We start from the raw sequence: 19,613 nt of genomic DNA, 5'->3' as shown, positions 1-19,613 counted from the left end.
TTACTCCCATCGCGATGCTGTCTTCTGCATTACACTTTTTGCATTACAAGGGCTTATACCATGCACCCATTTTCTTTATCGCATACCCGATCTGCCAAACTGCCACTTATTTCGGGATATGATTCAGCCCATGGTCGTGCCGCAAACGACAATGCCCGTTTTGAAACAGCTGCGGATGCGCTGCGCAGCCATTATGTCCAGTCCGCGCTGCGCCTGCTCGCCAACCATGGCCTGAACGCAGCTGAACATGCATACCATATGGCTGAAAGTGAGAGGCAGTCCGGCACACATCAAAAGGCGCAAGAATGGATGCAGATATGCAGTATTCTGGACCGCCGACTGATCCAGAGGATGCGTCACCGTAAACCACCGGGCCGCATAGCGGAATAACAGCGAGAGCGTCACTTTTGTCTAAGATACAAAGACACGCCCTGGCATGACAAAATGTTAATTTTTGCGCCGAAAGAGAGGATTTTCCGGCGCTTCAGAGTAGTTTTGAATAGGTTGCCTGTGTTACAAAATATTGTCGTTAAAGGAAAATTTACCAATAGATACACGCAATGAAATTATTACCTGGCCGTTAACCTTAAACTTACAGATTTGTGCAAATATGCACTGTCGACAATAAAAGGAGCCGTCCAATCGTCATTTCGCATTCTTTTGTCGGGAATGACCCCAATGTGTCCATGAACACGCGTACCGGTGCATCTGCGTCATGCATTTGCATTGTGTGTGATAGTGCATCATGGCAGGGAAGGCGCGTAACATGGTGACTGTCCGGCATCATATATTCCGCTTCCGGCGGATGCTGCGAACTATCCTGCAAAAAAGCCGCAATGTCATGGTCTGGGGTCTGCTCACTGCCGTTTTGATAGGCGTCAGTGACTTTGGTGCTCCGCTGGAAGACAGTTTTCAAGCGGCCCGCAACAAGGCACGCAGCCATGATGCAAGCGGTGAAGTTGTCGTGGTCGGCATAGATACATTGGCGGTCGAGGGAATTGGTGACTGGCCTTGGTCCAACGGACAACTCGCAACCTTGGTAAGCAGCCTTGATGAAGCAGGCGCAAAACGGATATTCTTTGAATTCCCAACACAGGCAGATAGATCTGATAGTGAAAATGAAGCTTTCGTGAAAGCTCTTGCATCAAGTAAGGCAAAGGTCTTCCTGAATGGACGCTTTGAAATTGATCCGGTTACAGGCCAGCGGGACGATATACTTCCCCCACCCGAGTTCAGCCAGCACGCCGGTCTGATAAACACGAACTCACCCATTACCGGTTATAATAGCATACGCGATATGCCTTACGGCGTGTTGGTATCTGACATACCTGTTCAGTCTATCGCTTCCAAAATATCCGGTGTTACAGGTGATGTTGGCAGTACTTTCCCGGTGGATTATTCCGTAAGCACGTACACTCTGCCCTATGTAAGTGCATCAGATGTCATAGCAGGCACTGGTGACGTGAATAAAGTTCGCGGCAAAGATATTATCATCGGTACCAACGGTGTGGAGCAGGAACAGAAATACTGGATCATTGGTAGCGGCCCCAGCTCGGGTGTATTTATATCTGCACTTGGTGCGGAAACTTTATTGCACGGGCAGCCATATAATATGGGTTGGGTGGCGCCTCTCTTAGCCATAGCATTGCTGGTTATTGGCATCCAAAAAACAACACGCACCGTAGTACGCCGTACAGCTAAGGTGACGGGACTGGCCGTTATTCTTACAGGTCCGATTTTTCTGGAAGCGCTGAATATCTTTCTGCAGATAATGCCCGCACTGACATTCTTTGGGTTGGCAATGATAGCGGGTCTGTACCAACGCTATAGCCAATCATACAAACTGCGCGGCACGCGCAATGAATTATCCGGTCTGCCCAATTTAAACGCATTGCGCGAATCCAGCCTGCCAGACGAATATCTTCTGGTCGCGGCACGTATCCAGAATTTCGTTGAGGTGGCCACCGCCCTGCCCGCCAATTCGGAAAAGGACTTCGTAAAACAGATTGCCAGTCGCCTGTCTTTCGGGACCAGCGGTGAAACCCTTTACCAGGGCGACGAAGGTATTTTCTTCTGGAGCCTGCCAGCGGCACAGAAAGACGACCTGACCGACCAGCTATCGGCCCTGCAGGCGATTTTCCGTAACCCTGTGCCAGTGCAGGAACGTAAATATGACCTTGATATCTGTTTTGGCATAGATGTCGATACCGAACGCTCGCTTTCGAGCCGAATCTCAAGCGCTTTGCTTGCGGCCCAGGGCGCACATGAGAGTAGCGAACAGTGGAAATTTTATGATCCCTCCGACCAGCAGGCAACAGCATGGAAACTTTCCATGCTGGGCGAACTGGATGATGCGATTGAAAACGGACAGCTGTGGGTCGCTTTTCAGCCCAAGCTGGATATTCGTAATCAGCGCATTTGCGGCGCGGAAGCATTGGTGCGCTGGACCCATCCTGAACATGGCGATATCAGCCCGGAAGATTTTGTGCTGGCCGCCGAAAAGCATAACCGTATTGGCCGCCTGACCGAATTCGTCCTCGGCAAGGCGCTCGATACTGCCGAACAGTTCTCAGCATTGGGATTGGACATCAAAATTGCGGTCAACCTGTCACCGCGCCTGCTAGATCAGCAAGGCCTCGCAAAAATGATAGGCCGCGCCTTTGTTGGCCGTGAAGTGGATAAAAGCCAGCTTATCCTGGAAGTCACTGAAACCGCGGCTATGTCCAGTTCAGAAACAGCGCTCAAGCAACTGCATGACATCAAGGCACTAGGTGTGGCAATTTCTATCGATGATTATGGCACCGGCTTTTCCACGCTTGACTATCTCAGAAAATGTCCTGCCAGCGAGGTCAAGATTGATCGCAGTTTTGTGCAGATGCTCGCACAGAGCAGTAGTGACCGCATCATGGTCAATTCGACAATCGAGCTTGCCCACTCGCTTGGCCAGAAAGTCGTGGCTGAAGGTGTTGAGGACACGCAGACTCTGCAGCAGCTTACCGAAATGGGCTGTGACATCGCGCAAGGCTATCTGATCGGACGCCCTATGCAGCTGGACGCGCTGCGTGATTTTCTCGCCAACTATAAGAAACGCAACGCCGCATAACATGCGTCCCCTTCGCGTTTAATCCCGAAATCTTGCTCTATTGAGGACGCTCCTATCCCAAAGTACGCGTCAGAAAATGGTTAATGTGGATTTAACTGAAAAGGTTAACGACTTGCTAACCATAAATGTAAAATGTAGTATACCCTCCTAAATGCGCGTCAAAAAGCGCATGATAATAAGGAGGCTTTATGAAAAAGCGTACACAACAACAGGGCCGCGGTTTCTGGGAATGGCTTCTCGGAAGCGGGTGGAAATAACCCAGTCCTTAATGAATTTTGCCATATGGCTTAATGAGAAGAGCTCCGGATTTTCCGGGGCTTTTTTTATGTCGGTATATTTTACATTAACTTTATATTAACCATTTATTTTAAATATTTATCGTCCTGTAAAATCGGGATCGCGTTTTTCCAAAATGGCGGCAATCGCCTCGCGATGATCGTCCATTTGCTGGAGCACACCCTGCAACATTGCTGCCTGGTCCAGATTCTCTTTCAGCGTCATATCACGCGCATCTTTCAGCAAGCGCTTCGATTTGCGAATCGCCTGTGGCGGAAACCCGGCAACCGATTCGGCGATTTGATTCGCACGGGCCAATAGTTGCCCATTTGCAACAATTTCCGACACCAGGCCATATTCGACTGCACGGTCCGATTTTACAAATTCACCCGTGAATAACATCTGGCTGGCACGCGCCATTCCGACAATGCGTGGCAACAGCCATGCTCCGCCGTCCCCCGGAATGATGCCGACACGCAGAAAACTTTCTGCGAATATGGCATTTTCATCGCAAATCCGGATATCACACATACATGCCAGGTCGCAGCCTGCGCCAATAGCATGGCCATTTACCGCAGCGATTATGGGAACGGACATGGCATCCATGGCAAGCGGAATTCGCTGTATACCCTCGCGGTACCATTGTTCGATTTCCAGCGGACTCATATCCTGCTCTGCCGTCATGGCACGGATATCCTTGATATTGCCCCCGCTACAGAAACTGGTCCCCCTGCCCGTCAATATCACGCAGCTAATGTCAGGATCCGCCTCCGCACGTTCCAAGCCCTCCACCAGAGATGCGATAACATCATCGGCCAGCGCATTGCGGCTGCCAGGCCGGTTAAGCGTAATAGTGGCAACCTTGCCATCCACCTCAAACAGTACGGGTGTATCGTCACGAACAGCATCACCTGCAGGTTCAATTTGTGTTGTTCCTGAATTTTCAGCCAGTGGTGGACGCTTTTTCTTGTCGGCATAATCACCGCCATGGAACAGCAATGGCGGCTTATCGGCATGGTCGTAATCAATCACTTCACCCACGAAAATCACATGGTCACCGCCATCATATTGATTGCGGGTGCGGCACAGGAATCGCGCGGTGCAATCTTCCAGCAATGGCGCGCCTTCCTCGCCATGTTCAATCCCCGCGAATTTGTCGATATCGCGCGAGGCGAACCGATTGGACAGCGCATCCTGGTCACTCGCCAGAATGTGTACGGCAAAGCTCTCCGCCTGTTCGAACACTTTCATCGACCGTGAAGACCGCGCCAGTGACCAGAGCACGAGTGGCGGGTCCATCGACACCGAATTGAAACTGTTCGCGGTTACGCCTACCGGATGTCCATCGGCGGCGCGTGCCGTAACAATCGTCACACCAGTTGCAAACTGGCCCAGAGCATCGCGGAATGAATGGGGGTCAAAATCAGCCATAACCGGCATTTAGCGGCAAAAGCATGTACGATGCAATCGGCTAAATAGCGCCCGGCTGAGCACGGCATCAAGGCCAGTTACCAACCAGTCGGCCTGCCGAGCCCGGCAAAAGCCACCTTTTCGACGCCCGAATCTTCGACCAGCTTCATATGCTGTACAAATACATCATAGCGCGTGCGCGGATCGGACTGGAATTTCAGCAACGAGCTGTCATGCGCCGACAGTCCTTCCAGCCTGGGCTTAAGCTCTGTCATGGTGACATTTTCTCCGTTCCAATATGCTTTGCCCTGTGCATCCAGCCGCAGTACATATTCGTCGGTTTGTGGAGGACCGGCCGGCCCTTGCGGCAAGGGGACGGTGAGCTGGTGCGTCGCAATGGGTATCGTCATGATCATCATGATCAACAGCACCAGCATTACATCAATCAGCGGCGTGATGTTAAGATCGCTCATCGGCCTGTGCGCCGCCGCGGCCTGCGCGTAGCGGTTTCGCCGTGCCTGTAAATGTGTCTTATACGCCATGATGCTTCTCCCTTCGCAAATCACTCCCTTATTATGTTATGTGATAACATCGCATGTTTAACGCTACATAAAAAGATACCGTAAACGTCAATGCATTTTAGCATTGGCACTTGCCCCTCGCCTGCTATGCTGAAAACGGCGCAGGGGCGGGAGAATATTGCCATGGGCGATGAAATTGATGCAATAGGCACGATGGCCGAAGGGGCACTTGTCGCCCGCGCGGTCGAGGACAAGGCCGGTGAAAAGGCATCAGGCCATGATAGCGCTGCCTGCCTCAATTGCGGGGAAATCCGCAGCGGCAATTATTGCGGGAGCTGCGGACAGTCCGCGCATATCCATCGTTCAATTGGTGCCTTCTGGCATGACATATTGCACGGTGTGCTGCATTTTGAAGGCAAGTTCTGGCGCACCATGCCCATGCTCGCATGGAAACCAGGAGAGCTGACGCGGCGTTATATCCATGGCGAACGCGCCCGGTTTATATCCCCCATGTCGCTTTTCCTTTTTGCCATATTCATGATGTTCGCGATCTTTTCTTTCATGCCTGGCAGCGGCGACAGCATTGAAGATTATATGAACAGCGAAGAAATAACCAAAACCGCCGAAAAGCTGGATCAGCAGATTGCGGAGGGTATAGACAGGCTGGAGGCATCGGGCGAACTGTCAGCCAAAGAGCGGGAGATATTGGAAGAGCAGATTGACGACTGGAAAACCGAAAGCAACGGCATTTCCTATGTCCGCACTGGCAAACCCAAATATGCCGGCTCTGAATCAAAAATTGATGCGGACGGGCTCAAGATCAGCACTGGCAACGGACTCGATTCCGGTTGGACTGCGCTAGATGATACGGTAAATAAATTTGTCAAGAAAACTCAGACAAACCCGGACCTTATCCTCTATAAACTCAAATCCAACGGCTATAAATTCGCGTGGCTGTTGATACCACTTTCGATACCCTTTGTCTGGCTTGTCACGATCGGCGTGCGCGGCCACCGTTTCTATGATCATGCGGTTTTCACCACCTATTCACTCGCCTTCATGTCGCTGGTGTTTATCGCCGTGGTCTTGCTCGGTGGCCTTGGTGTCGAAACTGGCCTGATCATCCCGCTCGCACTGGGGTACGCGTTATTCCACCTTTACCGGCAGTTGCGCCATGCCTACGCACTCACGCGTATAGGCGCATTGATCCGTCTGATCTTCCTGCTCGCCTCTATCGTGATCGCGCTGGTGCTGTTCGCTCTGATCCTGTTGGTGCTAGGGATGCTGTCCTGAGCGTGAGAGTGCCTAGCTGGCCGCCGCGCAGCTGCCCATAAATGCGCGTTTGATATCCTCGGCCAACCTCGCGGGGCGGAGTGTTTCGGCATCAACGCAGCACCAGCTGGACTTGACCTCGGCCAGCACTTCCTCGCCGCGCGTAATGACCGTATCGTAAAATGCGCGCGCGCCGTGCACTTTTTCCAGAATCACCGTGGCTATCACCTCATCGTCCAGAAACGCGGGCTTGCGATAGGTAATCTCATGCTTGAGCGCGACCCACAGATGTTCGGCTACAGCTTGCGGCGGCGCAATTTTCTGCCAATGCGCAATCACGGCATCCTGCACCCAATTGAGGTAATTGGCATTATTCACATGGCCCATAAAGTCGATATCGGACGCCTGGACAGAAATATTATGATCGTGGATCTTGCTCATGATGCTGACATTAGTGTCAGCGGCAGGAGATTCATAGGTGAAAGCGGCGAAATGATAATATTTTTATATCTTGCGCAACATTTACACTACCCATCCAAGACGATAGGAGAATATGGAAGCGTACAGGGGATAAATCATGGCTGTAATGGCAGAAAAACTGGCAAGTCCTTTTTGGACACTCACTTGTGCCGTCCTGCTTTGTTTAGGGCTGTCCCTGCATGCTGCACCTGCAAAAGCACAGGCAGACAACAATAGGCAGTCCACTGTCTCCAGCGAAATTCAGAAAATCAGGCAAGAGGCGTGGGATGCTGCCGAAAAAGAAGATTATGAAAGTTCATTTCGCCTGTATAAACAGCTGGCAGATGCTGGTGATGTAGAAGGAATGTATGGCCTTGGCGTGTCATATGGAAAAGGCCATGGTACCGCACAGGATAACGAAAAAGCCGTGCAATGGTATCAAAAGGCGGCGCAGCTCGATCATGCTGCATCCATCACCGCACTGGGCGTTTATACAGAACTTGGAACAGTGTTGCCCAAGGATGCTCAAAAGGCAAACATGCTTTACGAACGCGCTGCAAACCTAGGAAGTGCACGTGCGGAATATTATATCGGATACAATTATTCCGAAGGAATTGGATATCACGAAGATGATGCCGAATCTATAAGATGGTATCAAAAAGCGGCAGCAAAGAATTATGCCCGTGCTATGACACAGTTGGGCCTTGCCTACCGTAGCGGTGAAGGAGTTGAGAAAGACGCTTTACTGGCTGCAGCATGGTTCATGAAAGGCGCAAGCCTGGATGATAAGGACAGCCTTTTCAATCTGGGACTGACGCTTGACCAGGGGCACGGCGTTGCAGTCAATTATGCACAGGCTGCTTTCTGGTATGAAAAAGCGATCGAGGCCGGCAATATTCAGGCATATAACAATCTCGCCGTCATAAAAGTGGATGGTGTTGGTGTGGCAAGGGACATCTCACAGGCTATAGAACTGTACAAAAAAGGCATTGCAGCCGATGATGAATGGGCGATGGCCAATCTCGGCTTTCTGTACCTGAAGGGGGAGCATATAAAACAGGATGTCGAAGCAGGGCTCAAGCTCATAGATGTTGCTGTCGAACGAGATCTGAACTGGGCAGTTACGAAACTGGGCGTAGCCTATGAGGAGGCTAAGGGTGTGCGTGTTGACCGGCATAAAGCAAATAAGCTGTACCGCAGGGCTGCTACCAACGGGCATGCAGAAGCAATGCGCTATCTAGGTCTAAACTATGAAAATGGGATTGGCGTGCTAAGAGACCCTGTCGTGGCAGAGCAATGGTATACAAAAGCCATCGAGGCAGGTGATGAGAAAGCCAAAGAGTTGCTTCAGAAAATAAAAACTAAAAATACAAAGCTTTGAACCTGTAACGAAGCAGGTTAAATCACCCGCGCCCGCGATAGCCGGGAACGCCCTGTTCAGGGATCCACAGGCCTTCAGGCGGCGGACCGGATTGCCAGAACACGTCGATGGGAATGCCGCCGCGCGGAAACCAGTAGCCGCCGATACGTAGCCAGTGGGGTTCCATTTCGGCAAACAGCCGCTGACCGATACCCACCGTGCAATCCTCGTGAAACGCCGCATGATTGCGGAAAGAACCGAGGAAAAGCTTTAGCGACTTGGATTCGACAATTGTCTCATCCGGCGCGTAATCAATCACGATATGCGCAAAATCAGGCTGGCCAGTAACCGGGCAAAGCGAGGTGAATTCCGGCGTCACGAACCGCGTCATGTACAGACTGTCCTTGCGCGGGTTGGGCACATAATCGAGCACCGCCTCTTCGGGCGTGGTCGGCAAAGGCGTGTCCTTGCCAAGGAATTTCGGTGCGTCTGGTGTATCTGTCATATCCGCCATATAGGTGAGTGGAGCGCCATTGTCATCCGCAAGATGCAGCGAAACTGATTGGTTCAACAAAACGCTGGTATGTAAAATGTTCAGCCGTTATTCACTGCCATCCGCTAGTTTGAAACGTTAAAGTCTTTCACAAAAACTGCTATGCTTGGAATCATGTCCCGTTTGCGTATCTTTTCCTGCACTTTGTTCACAGCAGTCAGCCTGACCGCTTTACCAGCGCAGGCACAAAATCAGTCGCCTCCACCCTTGCGTGATTTTTCGTTGGAGCCGCAGCCCAAGCAAGAAGCACCCAGCAAGGTTCAGGGACCTGTTGTAGATGGACAACGCCCACGCGATTTGAGCCAGCCGCAACAACAAAGTGCGCCCTCACAAACCTCGCCGCAGGTGCAATCGCGCCGTCCAGCGCCATCATCTTCATCGCCTGCAACAGTACAGCCGCTGCCTGAGCAGACGCGTAACACACCATCACGCACCGCCCCCGCGCGTACCGCCGCTCAGGCACCAGCACGCCCACCGGTCACACCAGAGCAGCAGGATACTACGCCCGCACAGCCAGCCGATGGCACTGTAACTGCTACACAGGAACAAGGTGTGCCGGGCGAAAGCGCGGCGCGCCCTTCACCCGCTATAACTGACACTGGCAACGCCGCCGCACCTGAACCAACGGACAATGACACTGCCAATAACAGCATAGCTTCATCTCTACCGCTTTGGGCTTATATGCTTGGCGCGCTGGTACTGCTTGCCGCAATGGCATGGCTTTACCTGCGCCGCCGCAAGAATGCACCTGTGCAGCCCATGGCGCGGGAAGACGAACAGGCCGTTTCCCAGCAACCTTCCCCGCCTGTCACGCTGAACAAGGCACCCAAGAAGCCAGCCCCGGCACCGCAAACGGAGCGCAACCCTGCGCCGCAGCCTGCCCCTGCCATGCCATCACCCGCTTTTTCAAGCGTGGCAGGCAGTGATATGCCGGGCAGCAGTCTGGCCATAGAATTTATTGCCGAAAGCGCCGGGGCGACACTCATGAACGCAGTGCTAGGATACCGCATCACTGTCCGCAATGGCGGCGAGATGGCGACAAAGCTGAAGCTTTCCGGCATAATGTTACAGGCCGCAAATGGCAGCGAGAATATGCCGGACGAGCTATACCAGCCTTTGCATGAGCTGGAAAAAATTGATGGCCGCGGGGAAGAAGAACTAAAAGGCGAGATCCGCCTGCCGCTCACGCAGATACGCCCCATTACCTATAACCGGCAGGCTTTATTCGTGCCGGTCGCGCATTTCGTGCTCGAATATACCGATGGCAAAGGTGAAATTCGCCGCGAACGGCACAGCTTTATTGTCGGGCGCGAACATGAGCCGCCACGTGCAAAAATGGCACCATTCCGCCTCGACCTGGGGCCACGCACATTCCATGGTGTCGGACAAAGGCCACTGGCAATATAATTCGCGCAGCTTTCCAGTGCTTAACCAGGCACACAAACCACCGTGCGATAAAAATCACTTTTCATGCCATTGCCCTCTAGCCGAGACCAGAATCAGGCGATAGGTTGCGATTTCGCAGTGCAATAAAGCGTCATGGAGTCGAACATGGAATCATTAGTAACAACCGAATGGCTGGCCGGTGAAATGGGTGCGTCCGATCTCAGGATCGTCGATGCCACGAAATTCCTGCCTGATGCGGGGCGTAACGCTGCCGCTGAATATGAAGCTGGCCATATCCCGGGCGCCGTGTTCATGGACCTTGGCGAACTGACTGATTCAAACAGCGATATCGACAATATGCTGCCGCCGCCGGAAAAATTTGCCAGCCGCATGCAATCGCTTGGCCTGGGTGATGGCAGCCGCATCGTGCTTTATGATGACAGCCCGCTCAAGTCATCCGCCCGCGCATGGTTTATGCTGACCATGTTCGGCGCACATGAAGTCGCCATGCTGGACGGCGGCATTGCCAAATGGAAAGCCGAAGGCCGTCCGCTTGAAACCGGCAAGGAAACATTACGCCACCGGCACTTTACCGCATGGGCCGATGACAAGAATGTCCGTACCAAGGCTGATATGCTGTCGAACCTGCACAGCCAGGGTGAACAGGTTGTCGATGCCCGCCCCGCAGCGCGTTTCAGCGGTGAGGAAGCCGACCCGCGCGATGGCATCGCATCAGGGCATATTCCAGGTTCGGTTAGTCTGCCGCATGGAACATTATTCAACGGCGATGGAACGTGGAAAACCGGTGATGATCTGAAAGCCGCATTTGAAAGTGCGGGCGTCACTCTGGACAAAGCCATGGTCACCACATGCGGATCAGGCATGACCGCCGCAGTGGTCGCATTTGGCGCGCACCTGCTCGGCAAAACTGACGTCGCACTATATGACGGCAGCTGGTCCGAATGGGGCGCTGACGGCAATACGCCGAAGGAAATGGGTTAGCCTGAAACCCTATACGCATCTAGATGGTAAAAAGGCCGCCTCCCATATGGCAGAGCGGCCTTTTTAATGCCTGCTATTTTCAACCGAAACCAGAACCAGATGATCCCGGTTCCCCGCACCTGATCAGCCGCGATGTCTGCACGGCGGCCTGCCGATGTACCACGGCTTTGCGGTATTCGGGGTCTGTCACCATTTCCATGAAACATGATGCATCGGGATAACGCGCGATAAACACAGCGTCCCAGCGCTCGTCAGATGGGCCGATAACCACACCCTCAAAATCGCCGCGCCAGATAATTTCGCCGCCTACGCGGGCGAATATCGGGCCGGTTGCCTGTCCATATGTTGTATAGGCCTCCGCCCCTGTCAGGTCTTTGCCGTGCAGCTCATGGCCTTCGGGATATTCCGCCTCGGCCTTGAAACGCACAAGGTTGAGCATATTAATGGGCCTGTCACGCGGCAGATCCTTGAATGCTGCAAATTGTGCTTCCTGCGGATCAACATGATTTTCTGTCGTCATATGGAACGCTCCTTATTTCTTGCACGCCATTCATCGCGCGTCTGGCCATAACTGTCGACCCTGTGCTCATGGAACGGTTCGGGCATCTGCGTCGGGCCCTGGTTATAGGAGCCCAGACGTTCGGCCAAGGCCGCGGACGCATGATTATCGGGTGCAATGCAATGCATCACCTCATCCCAGCGCAGCACATCAAATACATAGTCGAGCGATGCACAGGCGGCCTCATAAGCATAGCCCTTGCCTTCAAATTCAGAAAGAATGCCCCAGCCGACTTCCTTGCCCGGCCAGCCTTCGGGCTCCCATGGCCCTATCCGGCCAATCCATTCACCAGTGTCACGCAAGATCAGCGAAAACATGGCAAAGCCGCGAATATGCCACGCGCCTGACATACTGCACAGGCCGCGCCACGCTTCGCTGCGCGCCTGCACTCCGCCCAGATGCTCCATGGTTTTGGGGTCGGCATGGAATCTCGCCCAGCCGTCCATGTCTTCGGGGCCGGGTGGACGCAAGATCAACCGCTCCGTTACCAGTATCGGTCCGTTTATCATGATGATCGCCCCCTCAAAAAATCGCGGAAAAGCGACCATAGGGGCAGCGGCGCAAAAGGCAAATAAAACAGGGCCAGCCGATCCGGTATGGATGGCTGGCCCTGATGGTTTGCAATATGGTGAGGGGATGAGAATTCTCGTTACATATCCCCTCACCCTTTGCGACCCGGCAGGCTTTGCCGGACCTTATCACTGCCCCACACACTGGCGGGGCGGTAATCCGTTAAAAAATCAGCGGCAGCGGTAATTGCCACGGTCAATGGCACGGCCAAGGATCGCACCGCCCGCAGCGCCCAGTATCGTACCCAGCGTCTTGTCACCGCGGCCCGCAACTTCATTGCCAATCAAACCGCCGACTGCGCCGCCAATCAGCAGGCCGGTCGTGCCATCGTCACGGCGACAATAATAACGGCCATCACGGCGATCGCGCCAGATGCGTGTGTCACGGCGAATCTGCTGGTTACGGTAATAGGTACGGCGATCCTGGCGGTAACGGCGTTGATCCTGACGGTATCGTTTTTGGGCCCGCTTATACCGTTTTTTGGAACGCTTATAGGCACGTTTGTCACGGTAGCGGCGGTCACGGCGGTAATCATCATCGTCGTCATCGTCATAACGATAGCGACCATAGCGGCGGTAACGCCGGCCATCATCGTCATCATCAAACATAGCTGCGGACGCCATGGCAGACGGCATATAGGTTGGAGCCGTATCGGCGATAAGTACAGTAGAATAGCCTGAAATCGCGGGGGCCGCCATTGCTGGCGCGGAAACGGTCATGGCACCAATGGCCAACGGTGCGGAAACTAGTGTAAATAACGCCTTATTCATTTTTCTCTCTCCCTGGCAAAATCCGTATGAATCACTTTGCGCAATTCGTATGTTCAGAATTACGCCCCGTTTCCTGAACATTTTACAACCAGTCCGACAGATGGAGGATTTTCGCGACGAACCGTTTACATTTCAGCTTTTCCTGTCCCGCAGGTGAATAAAATCACGTTCTTGTGCGGAAATTCACACCATTTTTTGGTGCCGCCTATTGCAGAATATGGCTGCATTACCTATATAATACACATGGCTAATATAGTTTCTCTTATTATCGGCATTTTCGCTTTGATACTCGCAATACCTTCTTTCATACCGCTGCTTGGCTGGGGCAATTGGCTGGTTGTACCCATCGCGCTGGTCGGTGTCGTCTTTGGCGTTATTTCCAGTTCGAACACGGGCCGCAATTTGTGCCTGATCGTGGCGCTGGTTGGCATCATCCGGCTATCTTTGGGTGGCGGCTTCATCTAAAGCGCGTGGATGAACAATGATTCATCCGCATCTTCATCAAAAACCGGCCTGATACAGGCGGTCATCACCTATAGCATCTGGGGTTTCATGCCGCTGTTTTTCAAACAGTTACAGCATGTTTCTGCACTGGAAGTTGTGGCGCACCGGATTGTCTGGTCGGTCGGCATGCTATTGCTGATATTATGGATGCTGGGCCGGATGGACGAATATCGCGCCGCGCTCGCTGAACGGCGAACACGCAATATGCTGTTTTTCAGCTCGTTCCTGATCGCGGCCAACTGGCTAATCTATATCTGGGCGATTTATCATGACCAGATTCTGGCGGCGAGCCTCGGCTATTATCTCAACCCGCTATTGAACGTAGTGCTGGGTGCGCTGTTCCTTGGTGAGCGGCTGCGCCCTGTGCAGTGGTTGTGTGTGGCGCTCGCCGCCATCGGTGTCGCCGTGCTCGCTTCGGAAACGCTGTCGACCATTTGGATTAGCTTTGCGCTTGCCCTCACATTCGGCACCTATGGCCTGGTGCGTAAGGTCGCACCTGTCGGTTCTATCCCGGGCCTGACCGTGGAAACCACCCTGCTCTTCCCGATTGCACTCGGCTTTGCCGCCTGGGCCTGGTTTTACAATGCCAGCCCCGGTTTCGGCTATGACACACGCACGGATATCTACCTGATTGCCGGAGGCGCAATTACCGCAACACCCTTGCTGCTATTTGCTTCTGCGGCCAAGAAACTCACGCTCGCGACGTTGGGTTTTATCCAGTATATCGGCCCCACCATCCAGTTCCTGCTTGGTGTATTCCTGTATAAAGAAGCGCTGACACCAGCGCACCTGATCTGCTTCGGTCTGATCTGGGCCAGTCTGATTATCTATTCGGGCGATGGATGGCTACGCTCACGCAGGCAGGCACAGCCCGTTTAGTCAGTGACTATCCGCCAGTTCAGCTTTTCACCTGCATGGAAAGGTACGATAGCGCCACCTGCAAGCGTAATACGTTCGGGTACATCCGTGACCGCACGTTCAAGCGTGACCGTGCCATCGTTCAGTGGCAGGCCATAAAAAAGCGGCCCGTTTTTCGAAGCAAACGCTTCCAGCCTGCCCAGTACGCCTTCCTCATCAAACACCGCAGCATAGCTTTCCAGCGCATAGGGCGCGTTGAATATGCCCGCACAGCCGCAGGCGGATTCCTTTGCACCCACTTCATGTGGCGCGCTGTCGGTGCCAAGGAAATATTTAGGAGAGCCTGACGTTGCCGCTTTGCGCAGCGCCAACCGGTGCTCTTCACGCTTGGCCACCGGCAGGCAATAGGCATGTGGGCGGATGCCGCCGGCGAAAATCGCATTGCGGTTGATATGCAGGTGCTGCGGCGTGATGGTCGCGCCCACATTATCGCCCGCGCCATCCACAAACTGCACCGCGTCGCGGGTAGTGATATGTTCGAACACCACTTTCAGCTGCGGCAGGCGCTGTATCAGCGGAGCCAATATGCGCTCGATAAACGCTGCTTCGCGATCAAAAATATCGACATGCGCTTCGGTTACTTCGCCATGCACCAGGAGCGGCATGCCGATGTCCGACATACGTTCCAGCACGCTCATTATGTTAGCAATATCGGTGACGCCATGCGCGCTATTGGTTGTGGCATTGGCTGGATATAGCTTGGCAGCAGTGAAAACACCGCTTTCAAACCCGCGCGTCATATCATCCGCATCCGCATCATCGGTCAGATAACAGGTCATCAGCGGGGTAAAATCACTGTCTCCAGACAGCGCGCCCATGATCCGGTCGCGATAGGCAGCCGCGGCCCCCGCGCTGGTCACGGGTGGCGACAGGTTCGGCATGACAATCGCACGTGCAAACTGCCGCGCGGTATAATGCGCTACAGCACCCAGCATATCGCCATCGCGCAGATGGACGTGCCAGTCATCAGGGCGGCGGATCGTGATTGTGTCGGTCATAGAGATAGCTTTCTTTTTGATCGCCTCACGGCGATAGTCGGGAACAGGCCGGTACCGACTTGTGAGAAAGAGCGAACCAAAAAGACTCTACCCCACTCACTTCCATTTCCTTATCGCAACTCCTACCTAATCAACATGACCAACACCACCCTAATCCACCGCGCTCTAATCAGAATTTCCCCCATGGACGCGCCAGACGGCACACGAGAGGATATCCGTGCTTTTCTGCAAGGTCTTGTCACGCAGGACATGACCGCCGTACAGCCAGGCGCGCCGCAATGGGCAGCATTACTGAGCGCGCAGGGCAAAGCACTGTTTGATTTTATCCTGTGGGCAGATGGAACCGATGACATACTGATCGACTGCGAGCGCGAAGCGGCAGGCGACCTGGCCAAACGGCTGACGCTCTATCGCCTGCGCAGGAAAATCGCGATTGGCCGGGAGGAAACACTGTGCGTACACTGGTCCCCTGACAGCGAGCAGGGCACAAATGATCCTCGCCTCCCCGCGCTTGGCAAGCGCTGGCTGGCGCCTGAGAACCCGGACGATACAGATGAAACCGATACGGCATGGAAAGCGCACCGCCTGTCACTAGGCGTGACCGAGGGGCAGGCTGAACTGGGTAGTGACAAGACACTATGGCTCGAATGCAATGCGGCGGAACTGAACGGCGTGAGCTTTACCAAGGGCTGTTATGTCGGACAGGAAAACACTGCCCGCATGAATTATCGGCAAAAAGTGAACCGCCGCATAGTGGTTGTCCCGCTGGATCAGGCTGAGGAAAAGCGGCAGCGCACCGCTTATGCTGATCTGGGCCTGTCGGTCGAGCATCGCCGGGTGGATGATTTGGGTGGACTTGCCCTGCCGGACTGGCTCTCAAATGCGATTTCAAACGGTAACACCGCTGCCGGTGCATAAAACGCCTTTCTTGTTGCAAAAATCATAATTGATAATTTTACTCAATTATCATATAACTGTCTTACTTACCTATTGCAGATACTTACTTACCTATTGCAGATAGAAGACAGGAACCACATATGGCACGCCCCCAAGTCGATATGGAAGTCACCAAAGCCAAGCTGCTCGAAACTTGCGAAGACATGATCCGCGAGCGCGGCGCCGTCAGTTTCACCATGACAGATATTGCGCAGGCCGCCGGCATGTCACAGTCCAACGCATACCGTTTCTTTGCCAGTAAGGATGAACTCGCCGAGGCGATGGCAGGTCGGTGGTTTGAGGAATTGACAGTCATGATGGAAGACGTCGTGGCATCGGACCTCCCCGCACGTGACAAGATGTATCAGTTTTTTGCCCGCCGCCTCGAACTCAAGCATCAACGGCTGAACGAGGATCCATCGCTATTCGCGGCCTATATGGAGCTGGGTGATGAGCATTTTGAAGTGGTCCGCGGCTATATCGATCTGGCCGATCATTATATGGCAACCATCATTGCCGAGGCGATGGAAGAAGGGCATTTCAAAGGGCTGGAAATTGACGAGACTGTCTCGCTGATCAACACAATGGTGCAGCCGTTTTGCAACCCGACCCTGATGATGCAGCTTCACACACTCGCCAATACCGAAAAACTGGCCATGGTGATCGACACGATTTTCCGGGGTCTTCACAGAGACGGTGATACTAGGGTTTTCACGCCGGAATTGCGGCAGGTCAGCTAGGCACTAGCCCTCTGCATCGCGTGAGGCTTTGACAAAACGCACACGCGAATCGTCCATGTCCACCACATCGTTCAGCTCGTAGATATTGCGATAGCCATAGCCGTACAAGTTAATGAATGTCGGGATATTGAGTGCGAGCGGCGCACGTTTAGTCACGACAGGCGCGCGGTCATTGCTGAAATTATTGTTGCAGTAGATCAGGATCGTGCGCCCCGTATCGCCAATCACGTTGGCCAGCTTTTCATCGGTGAAATCGGGAAAAGGCAGGTTGACCGCACCCTCAATATGCCCGGCGGCAAAAGCAGCGGCGCTGCGCGTGTCAAGCACCAGAACGCCCTTCTGCCCAGCCAGTTTCTGAAAATCATCAAACCCGACCAGCCGTGACTGGCGATATCCGGCAATATTCGATGCCAATTCCGCAAATGCTGCATAATCCACCTGTGGATTGTCCGGCAGCGGCGCTACGGTCTGGGCATACCCAGCGGCGGCGGGTAACAGCGCGAATAGCGCGGCGGCAAGACGTATAGTCAGCATGATTGCTCCTCCACTATGGTTGGAGGATAGGCTTTTCCTCATAAACGCGTGCTGAATGAGCTGGCTACGCCTGAAATCAAGGCGCAGTATCTTCCTCAAGCACCGTGTCAGGCGGCAACCAGCTCAGCTCCACTCGTCCGCTGCTCCCGCTGCCTCCCGGGCGGACTGCAGAGGCGATATCCTGTGCCCGCAGCAGCTCCAGAACGCGCCGGGCATCCTGCCCGCTGCCCTGTATGCCCAGCGGCGCGTCAATGCGCTGCGCAGCCCAGGCCGCCAGCACGATATTGCGCGCGCCCACAGCAGATGGCTCACCGTCTTTCATCTCAATCACTGGCAATTTGCTCGCGGGCGGTTCGATTATCACGCTCCAGCCCTCTTCCAGCGCCTCAGCCCTGCGTTCGAGAGCATAATAGGTTTCCAGCGTGGCACCAGGCAGCTTCTTCGCTTCCACCACTGCCCGCTTGGCCTGTCGGTCGATAATGACATCCTGCGCCGGCACACCTGCGACCAGTGAAAGCCGTTGCGCCAGTTCGGTGATTTCCTGTTCCTGCGCCGCTATCTGTTCATTCGCCTTGGCCGCCGCGATTTCCGCGGCCTCCGCATCGCCCGTATTGGTACCAACTCGGAACTGGCTGATCTTTACATCGATATCCTGCCCCAATTGCACTTCCATCAGCTTTTCCGAACGCCGTTCGGCATCAGGCTGGAATTCCGGCGTGAGCACGGTCGCATTGACCGCAAGCGGATGTGCGCTGAAGTCGAGATCAATCTGGCTGAGCCGTGCGCCGCTCCCAAATTCATCCTTCACCACGCTGGTTGCAATGCGGGTGGCATTGGATTCCCAGGCAATCTGCCGGAGCGAATAGCCTAGCGGAACGGCCAGTGCGATAAATATAATCACTGTGACAGCAGCCTGCAGCTTGGTCTGCTTGTCCGACAACCGGCTACGGAAACCGTACAGCCGTGCCATGATCGCAGCAGTGAGCGCGATGGTCATCAGGTTGGTGAAGTAAAGCAACAATGCCCCGCCAAACACGGTCCAGTTAAGTGTGGCCAAGCCAAAGCCCACCACGGCAAGCGGCGGCATCAACGCGGTGGCAATCGCCACGCCCACAATCGTGCCTTCGCGCCCGCGGATCATGGAATAGGCGCCGGCCAGCGCGGAAAACAGCGCCACGCCAAGGTCGAACAGGTTCGGCCGCGTACGTGAGGCTATTTCGGGGGTTACATTCTGCAACGGTGATAGCATGACAATAAATGCGCAGAACAGAATTGATATGATTGTCCCGACCGCAAGCGCATAGGCCGACTGCTTGCCCCAGTTAAGATCGCCGATCGCCAGTGCAAAGCCCGCGCCCATCATGGGACCAAGTAGCGGTGAGAGCAGCATCGCGCCGATCACCACCGCGGGTGAGGACAGCAGCAGGCCGAGTATGGCGATACCTGCCGACATCAGCAACATGAAGGCATAGCGCAGCGACCAGCCCGATTCCTCACGGACCTTGTCAACCACCGCGCGCTGCTTGATTTCCTGCCGCACCCCCTTGCGCCACCAGTTCGCAAAGGCATCCCAGCTCGCTTTCAGCGGATTGCTGGATATTTCCTGCGGTGAAGGTTCAACGGCGGGCTTACGGTTCGAAATAGGCATAAGAGGCAAGTTAGCCGCAATTTGAATGGCATGGAAGTGGGTTTGGGATATGCCCTATGCCTTATGAAATCACGGCCCCGGACATCTTGTGTCC

The 19,613-nt window shown here is 54.0% G+C and carries 20 protein-coding genes; 10 read left to right on the top strand and 10 right to left on the bottom strand.

Translation table 11 applies throughout. The features are described 5' to 3' along the window. Positions 1–60: 60 nt before the first annotated feature. Together G6Q15_RS05200 and G6Q15_RS05195 are read left to right on the top strand one after the other, a co-directional pair. Positions 61–390: a hypothetical protein gene (locus G6Q15_RS05200; RefSeq protein ID WP_164116366.1), complete on the top strand. Its 330-nt coding sequence runs from the start codon at positions 61–63 to the stop codon at positions 388–390. A 355-nt stretch (positions 391–745) separates the two neighbouring features. Then, positions 746–3,103: an EAL domain-containing protein gene (locus tag G6Q15_RS05195; RefSeq protein ID WP_205518090.1), complete on the top strand. Its 2,358-nt coding sequence runs from the start codon at positions 746–748 to the stop codon at positions 3,101–3,103. A gap of 375 nt (positions 3,104–3,478) precedes the next feature. On the opposite strand, the gene G6Q15_RS12235 is transcribed toward G6Q15_RS05195, so the two are convergent. Both G6Q15_RS12235 and G6Q15_RS05185 read right to left on the bottom strand, forming a co-directional pair. Beyond that, positions 3,479–4,810 (bottom strand): enoyl-CoA hydratase-related protein, encoded by a 1,332-nt coding sequence (locus tag G6Q15_RS12235; protein WP_164116361.1) that lies wholly within the window; start codon positions 4,808–4,810, stop codon positions 3,479–3,481. A 77-nt stretch (positions 4,811–4,887) separates the two neighbouring features. Continuing rightward, positions 4,888–5,331 (bottom strand): biopolymer transporter ExbD, encoded by a 444-nt coding sequence (locus G6Q15_RS05185; protein WP_164116359.1) that lies wholly within the window; start codon positions 5,329–5,331, stop codon positions 4,888–4,890. A 126-nt stretch (positions 5,332–5,457) separates the two neighbouring features. On the opposite strand from G6Q15_RS05185, the gene G6Q15_RS05180 reads away from it, so the two are divergent. Further along, positions 5,458–6,603, top strand: a complete 1,146-nt coding sequence (locus G6Q15_RS05180; RefSeq protein WP_164116357.1) for a DUF3667 domain-containing protein — start codon at positions 5,458–5,460, stop codon at positions 6,601–6,603. A 12-nt stretch (positions 6,604–6,615) separates the two neighbouring features. On the opposite strand, the gene G6Q15_RS05175 is transcribed toward G6Q15_RS05180, so the two are convergent. Continuing rightward, on the bottom strand, positions 6,616–7,023 hold the full coding sequence (locus G6Q15_RS05175) for a thioesterase family protein (protein WP_164116354.1): 408 nt from the start codon (positions 7,021–7,023) through the stop codon (positions 6,616–6,618). Between the two features lie 136 nt (positions 7,024–7,159). On the opposite strand from G6Q15_RS05175, the gene G6Q15_RS05170 reads away from it, so the two are divergent. Beyond that, positions 7,160–8,422: an SEL1-like repeat protein gene (locus G6Q15_RS05170; protein ID WP_164116352.1), complete on the top strand. Its 1,263-nt coding sequence runs from the start codon at positions 7,160–7,162 to the stop codon at positions 8,420–8,422. A 22-nt stretch (positions 8,423–8,444) separates the two neighbouring features. Here the strand turns inward: G6Q15_RS05170 and queF are convergent, their stop codons facing one another. Further along, a complete protein-coding gene (gene queF, locus G6Q15_RS05165; protein ID WP_164116539.1) occupies positions 8,445–8,906 on the bottom strand; it encodes a preQ(1) synthase in 462 nt (153 codons plus the stop codon). A 192-nt stretch (positions 8,907–9,098) separates the two neighbouring features. Here queF and G6Q15_RS05160 point away from each other — a divergent pair, with 192 nt between their 5' ends. Next, positions 9,099–10,361, top strand: coding sequence for a hypothetical protein (locus G6Q15_RS05160; RefSeq protein ID WP_205518089.1), 1,263 nt, complete (start codon positions 9,099–9,101; stop codon positions 10,359–10,361). 144 nt (positions 10,362–10,505) lie between these two features. Next, complete coding sequence (gene sseA / locus G6Q15_RS05155) at positions 10,506–11,342, top strand: 3-mercaptopyruvate sulfurtransferase (RefSeq protein WP_164116348.1); 837 nt, start codon at positions 10,506–10,508, stop codon at positions 11,340–11,342. Positions 11,343–11,421: 79 nt separating this feature from the next. Here sseA and G6Q15_RS05150 read toward each other — a convergent pair whose 3' ends face one another. From G6Q15_RS05150 to G6Q15_RS05140, 3 genes are all read right to left on the bottom strand, one after another. Continuing rightward, complete coding sequence (locus G6Q15_RS05150) at positions 11,422–11,862, bottom strand: DUF1330 domain-containing protein (protein WP_164116346.1); 441 nt, start codon at positions 11,860–11,862, stop codon at positions 11,422–11,424. Beyond that, entirely contained in the window at positions 11,859–12,449 is a 591-nt protein-coding gene (locus tag G6Q15_RS05145) for a GNAT family N-acetyltransferase (RefSeq protein ID WP_240330756.1), read from the bottom strand. The genes G6Q15_RS05150 and G6Q15_RS05145 overlap by 4 nt, the downstream gene beginning before the upstream one ends. A gap of 192 nt (positions 12,450–12,641) precedes the next feature. After that, positions 12,642–13,241 (bottom strand): glycine zipper 2TM domain-containing protein, encoded by a 600-nt coding sequence (locus G6Q15_RS05140; protein ID WP_240330755.1) that lies wholly within the window; start codon positions 13,239–13,241, stop codon positions 12,642–12,644. Positions 13,242–13,484: 243 nt separating this feature from the next. On the opposite strand from G6Q15_RS05140, the gene G6Q15_RS05135 reads away from it, so the two are divergent. After that, on the top strand, positions 13,485–13,706 hold the full coding sequence (locus tag G6Q15_RS05135; RefSeq protein WP_164116344.1) for a hypothetical protein: 222 nt from the start codon (positions 13,485–13,487) through the stop codon (positions 13,704–13,706). A 9-nt stretch (positions 13,707–13,715) separates the two neighbouring features. Then, positions 13,716–14,624 (top strand): EamA family transporter RarD, encoded by a 909-nt coding sequence (gene rarD, locus G6Q15_RS05130; protein ID WP_164116342.1) that lies wholly within the window; start codon positions 13,716–13,718, stop codon positions 14,622–14,624. Here rarD and pyrC read toward each other — a convergent pair. Continuing rightward, positions 14,621–15,661: a dihydroorotase gene (gene pyrC / locus G6Q15_RS05125; RefSeq protein WP_164116340.1), complete on the bottom strand. Its 1,041-nt coding sequence runs from the start codon at positions 15,659–15,661 to the stop codon at positions 14,621–14,623. The two genes, rarD and pyrC, sit on opposite strands and share 4 nt — an antisense overlap. Positions 15,662–15,796: 135 nt before the next feature. On the opposite strand from pyrC, the gene G6Q15_RS05120 reads away from it, so the two are divergent. Both G6Q15_RS05120 and G6Q15_RS05115 read left to right on the top strand, forming a co-directional pair. Then, complete coding sequence (locus G6Q15_RS05120) at positions 15,797–16,579, top strand: folate-binding protein YgfZ (protein ID WP_164116338.1); 783 nt, start codon at positions 15,797–15,799, stop codon at positions 16,577–16,579. A gap of 119 nt (positions 16,580–16,698) precedes the next feature. Then, positions 16,699–17,337 carry a TetR/AcrR family transcriptional regulator gene (locus tag G6Q15_RS05115; protein ID WP_164116336.1) on the top strand — a complete coding sequence of 213 codons (639 nt, stop codon included), beginning with the start codon at positions 16,699–16,701 and terminating at the stop codon, positions 17,335–17,337. A 3-nt stretch (positions 17,338–17,340) separates the two neighbouring features. Here the strand turns inward: G6Q15_RS05115 and G6Q15_RS05110 are convergent, their stop codons facing one another. Further along, on the bottom strand, positions 17,341–17,871 hold the full coding sequence (locus tag G6Q15_RS05110; RefSeq protein WP_164116334.1) for a rhodanese-like domain-containing protein: 531 nt from the start codon (positions 17,869–17,871) through the stop codon (positions 17,341–17,343). Between the two features lie 76 nt (positions 17,872–17,947). Next, complete coding sequence (locus G6Q15_RS05105; protein ID WP_164116332.1) at positions 17,948–19,519, bottom strand: DUF389 domain-containing protein; 1,572 nt, start codon at positions 19,517–19,519, stop codon at positions 17,948–17,950. Positions 19,520–19,613 lie beyond the last annotated feature (94 nt).

Origin of the sequence: Sphingorhabdus sp. Alg239-R122, assembly GCF_900537065.1 — a bacterium.
Classification (GTDB): Bacteria; Pseudomonadota; Alphaproteobacteria; order Sphingomonadales; family Sphingomonadaceae; genus Alg239-R122.
Note: the sequence above shows the minus strand (reverse complement) of the source record. Positions and strands in the feature narration are given on the sequence as shown.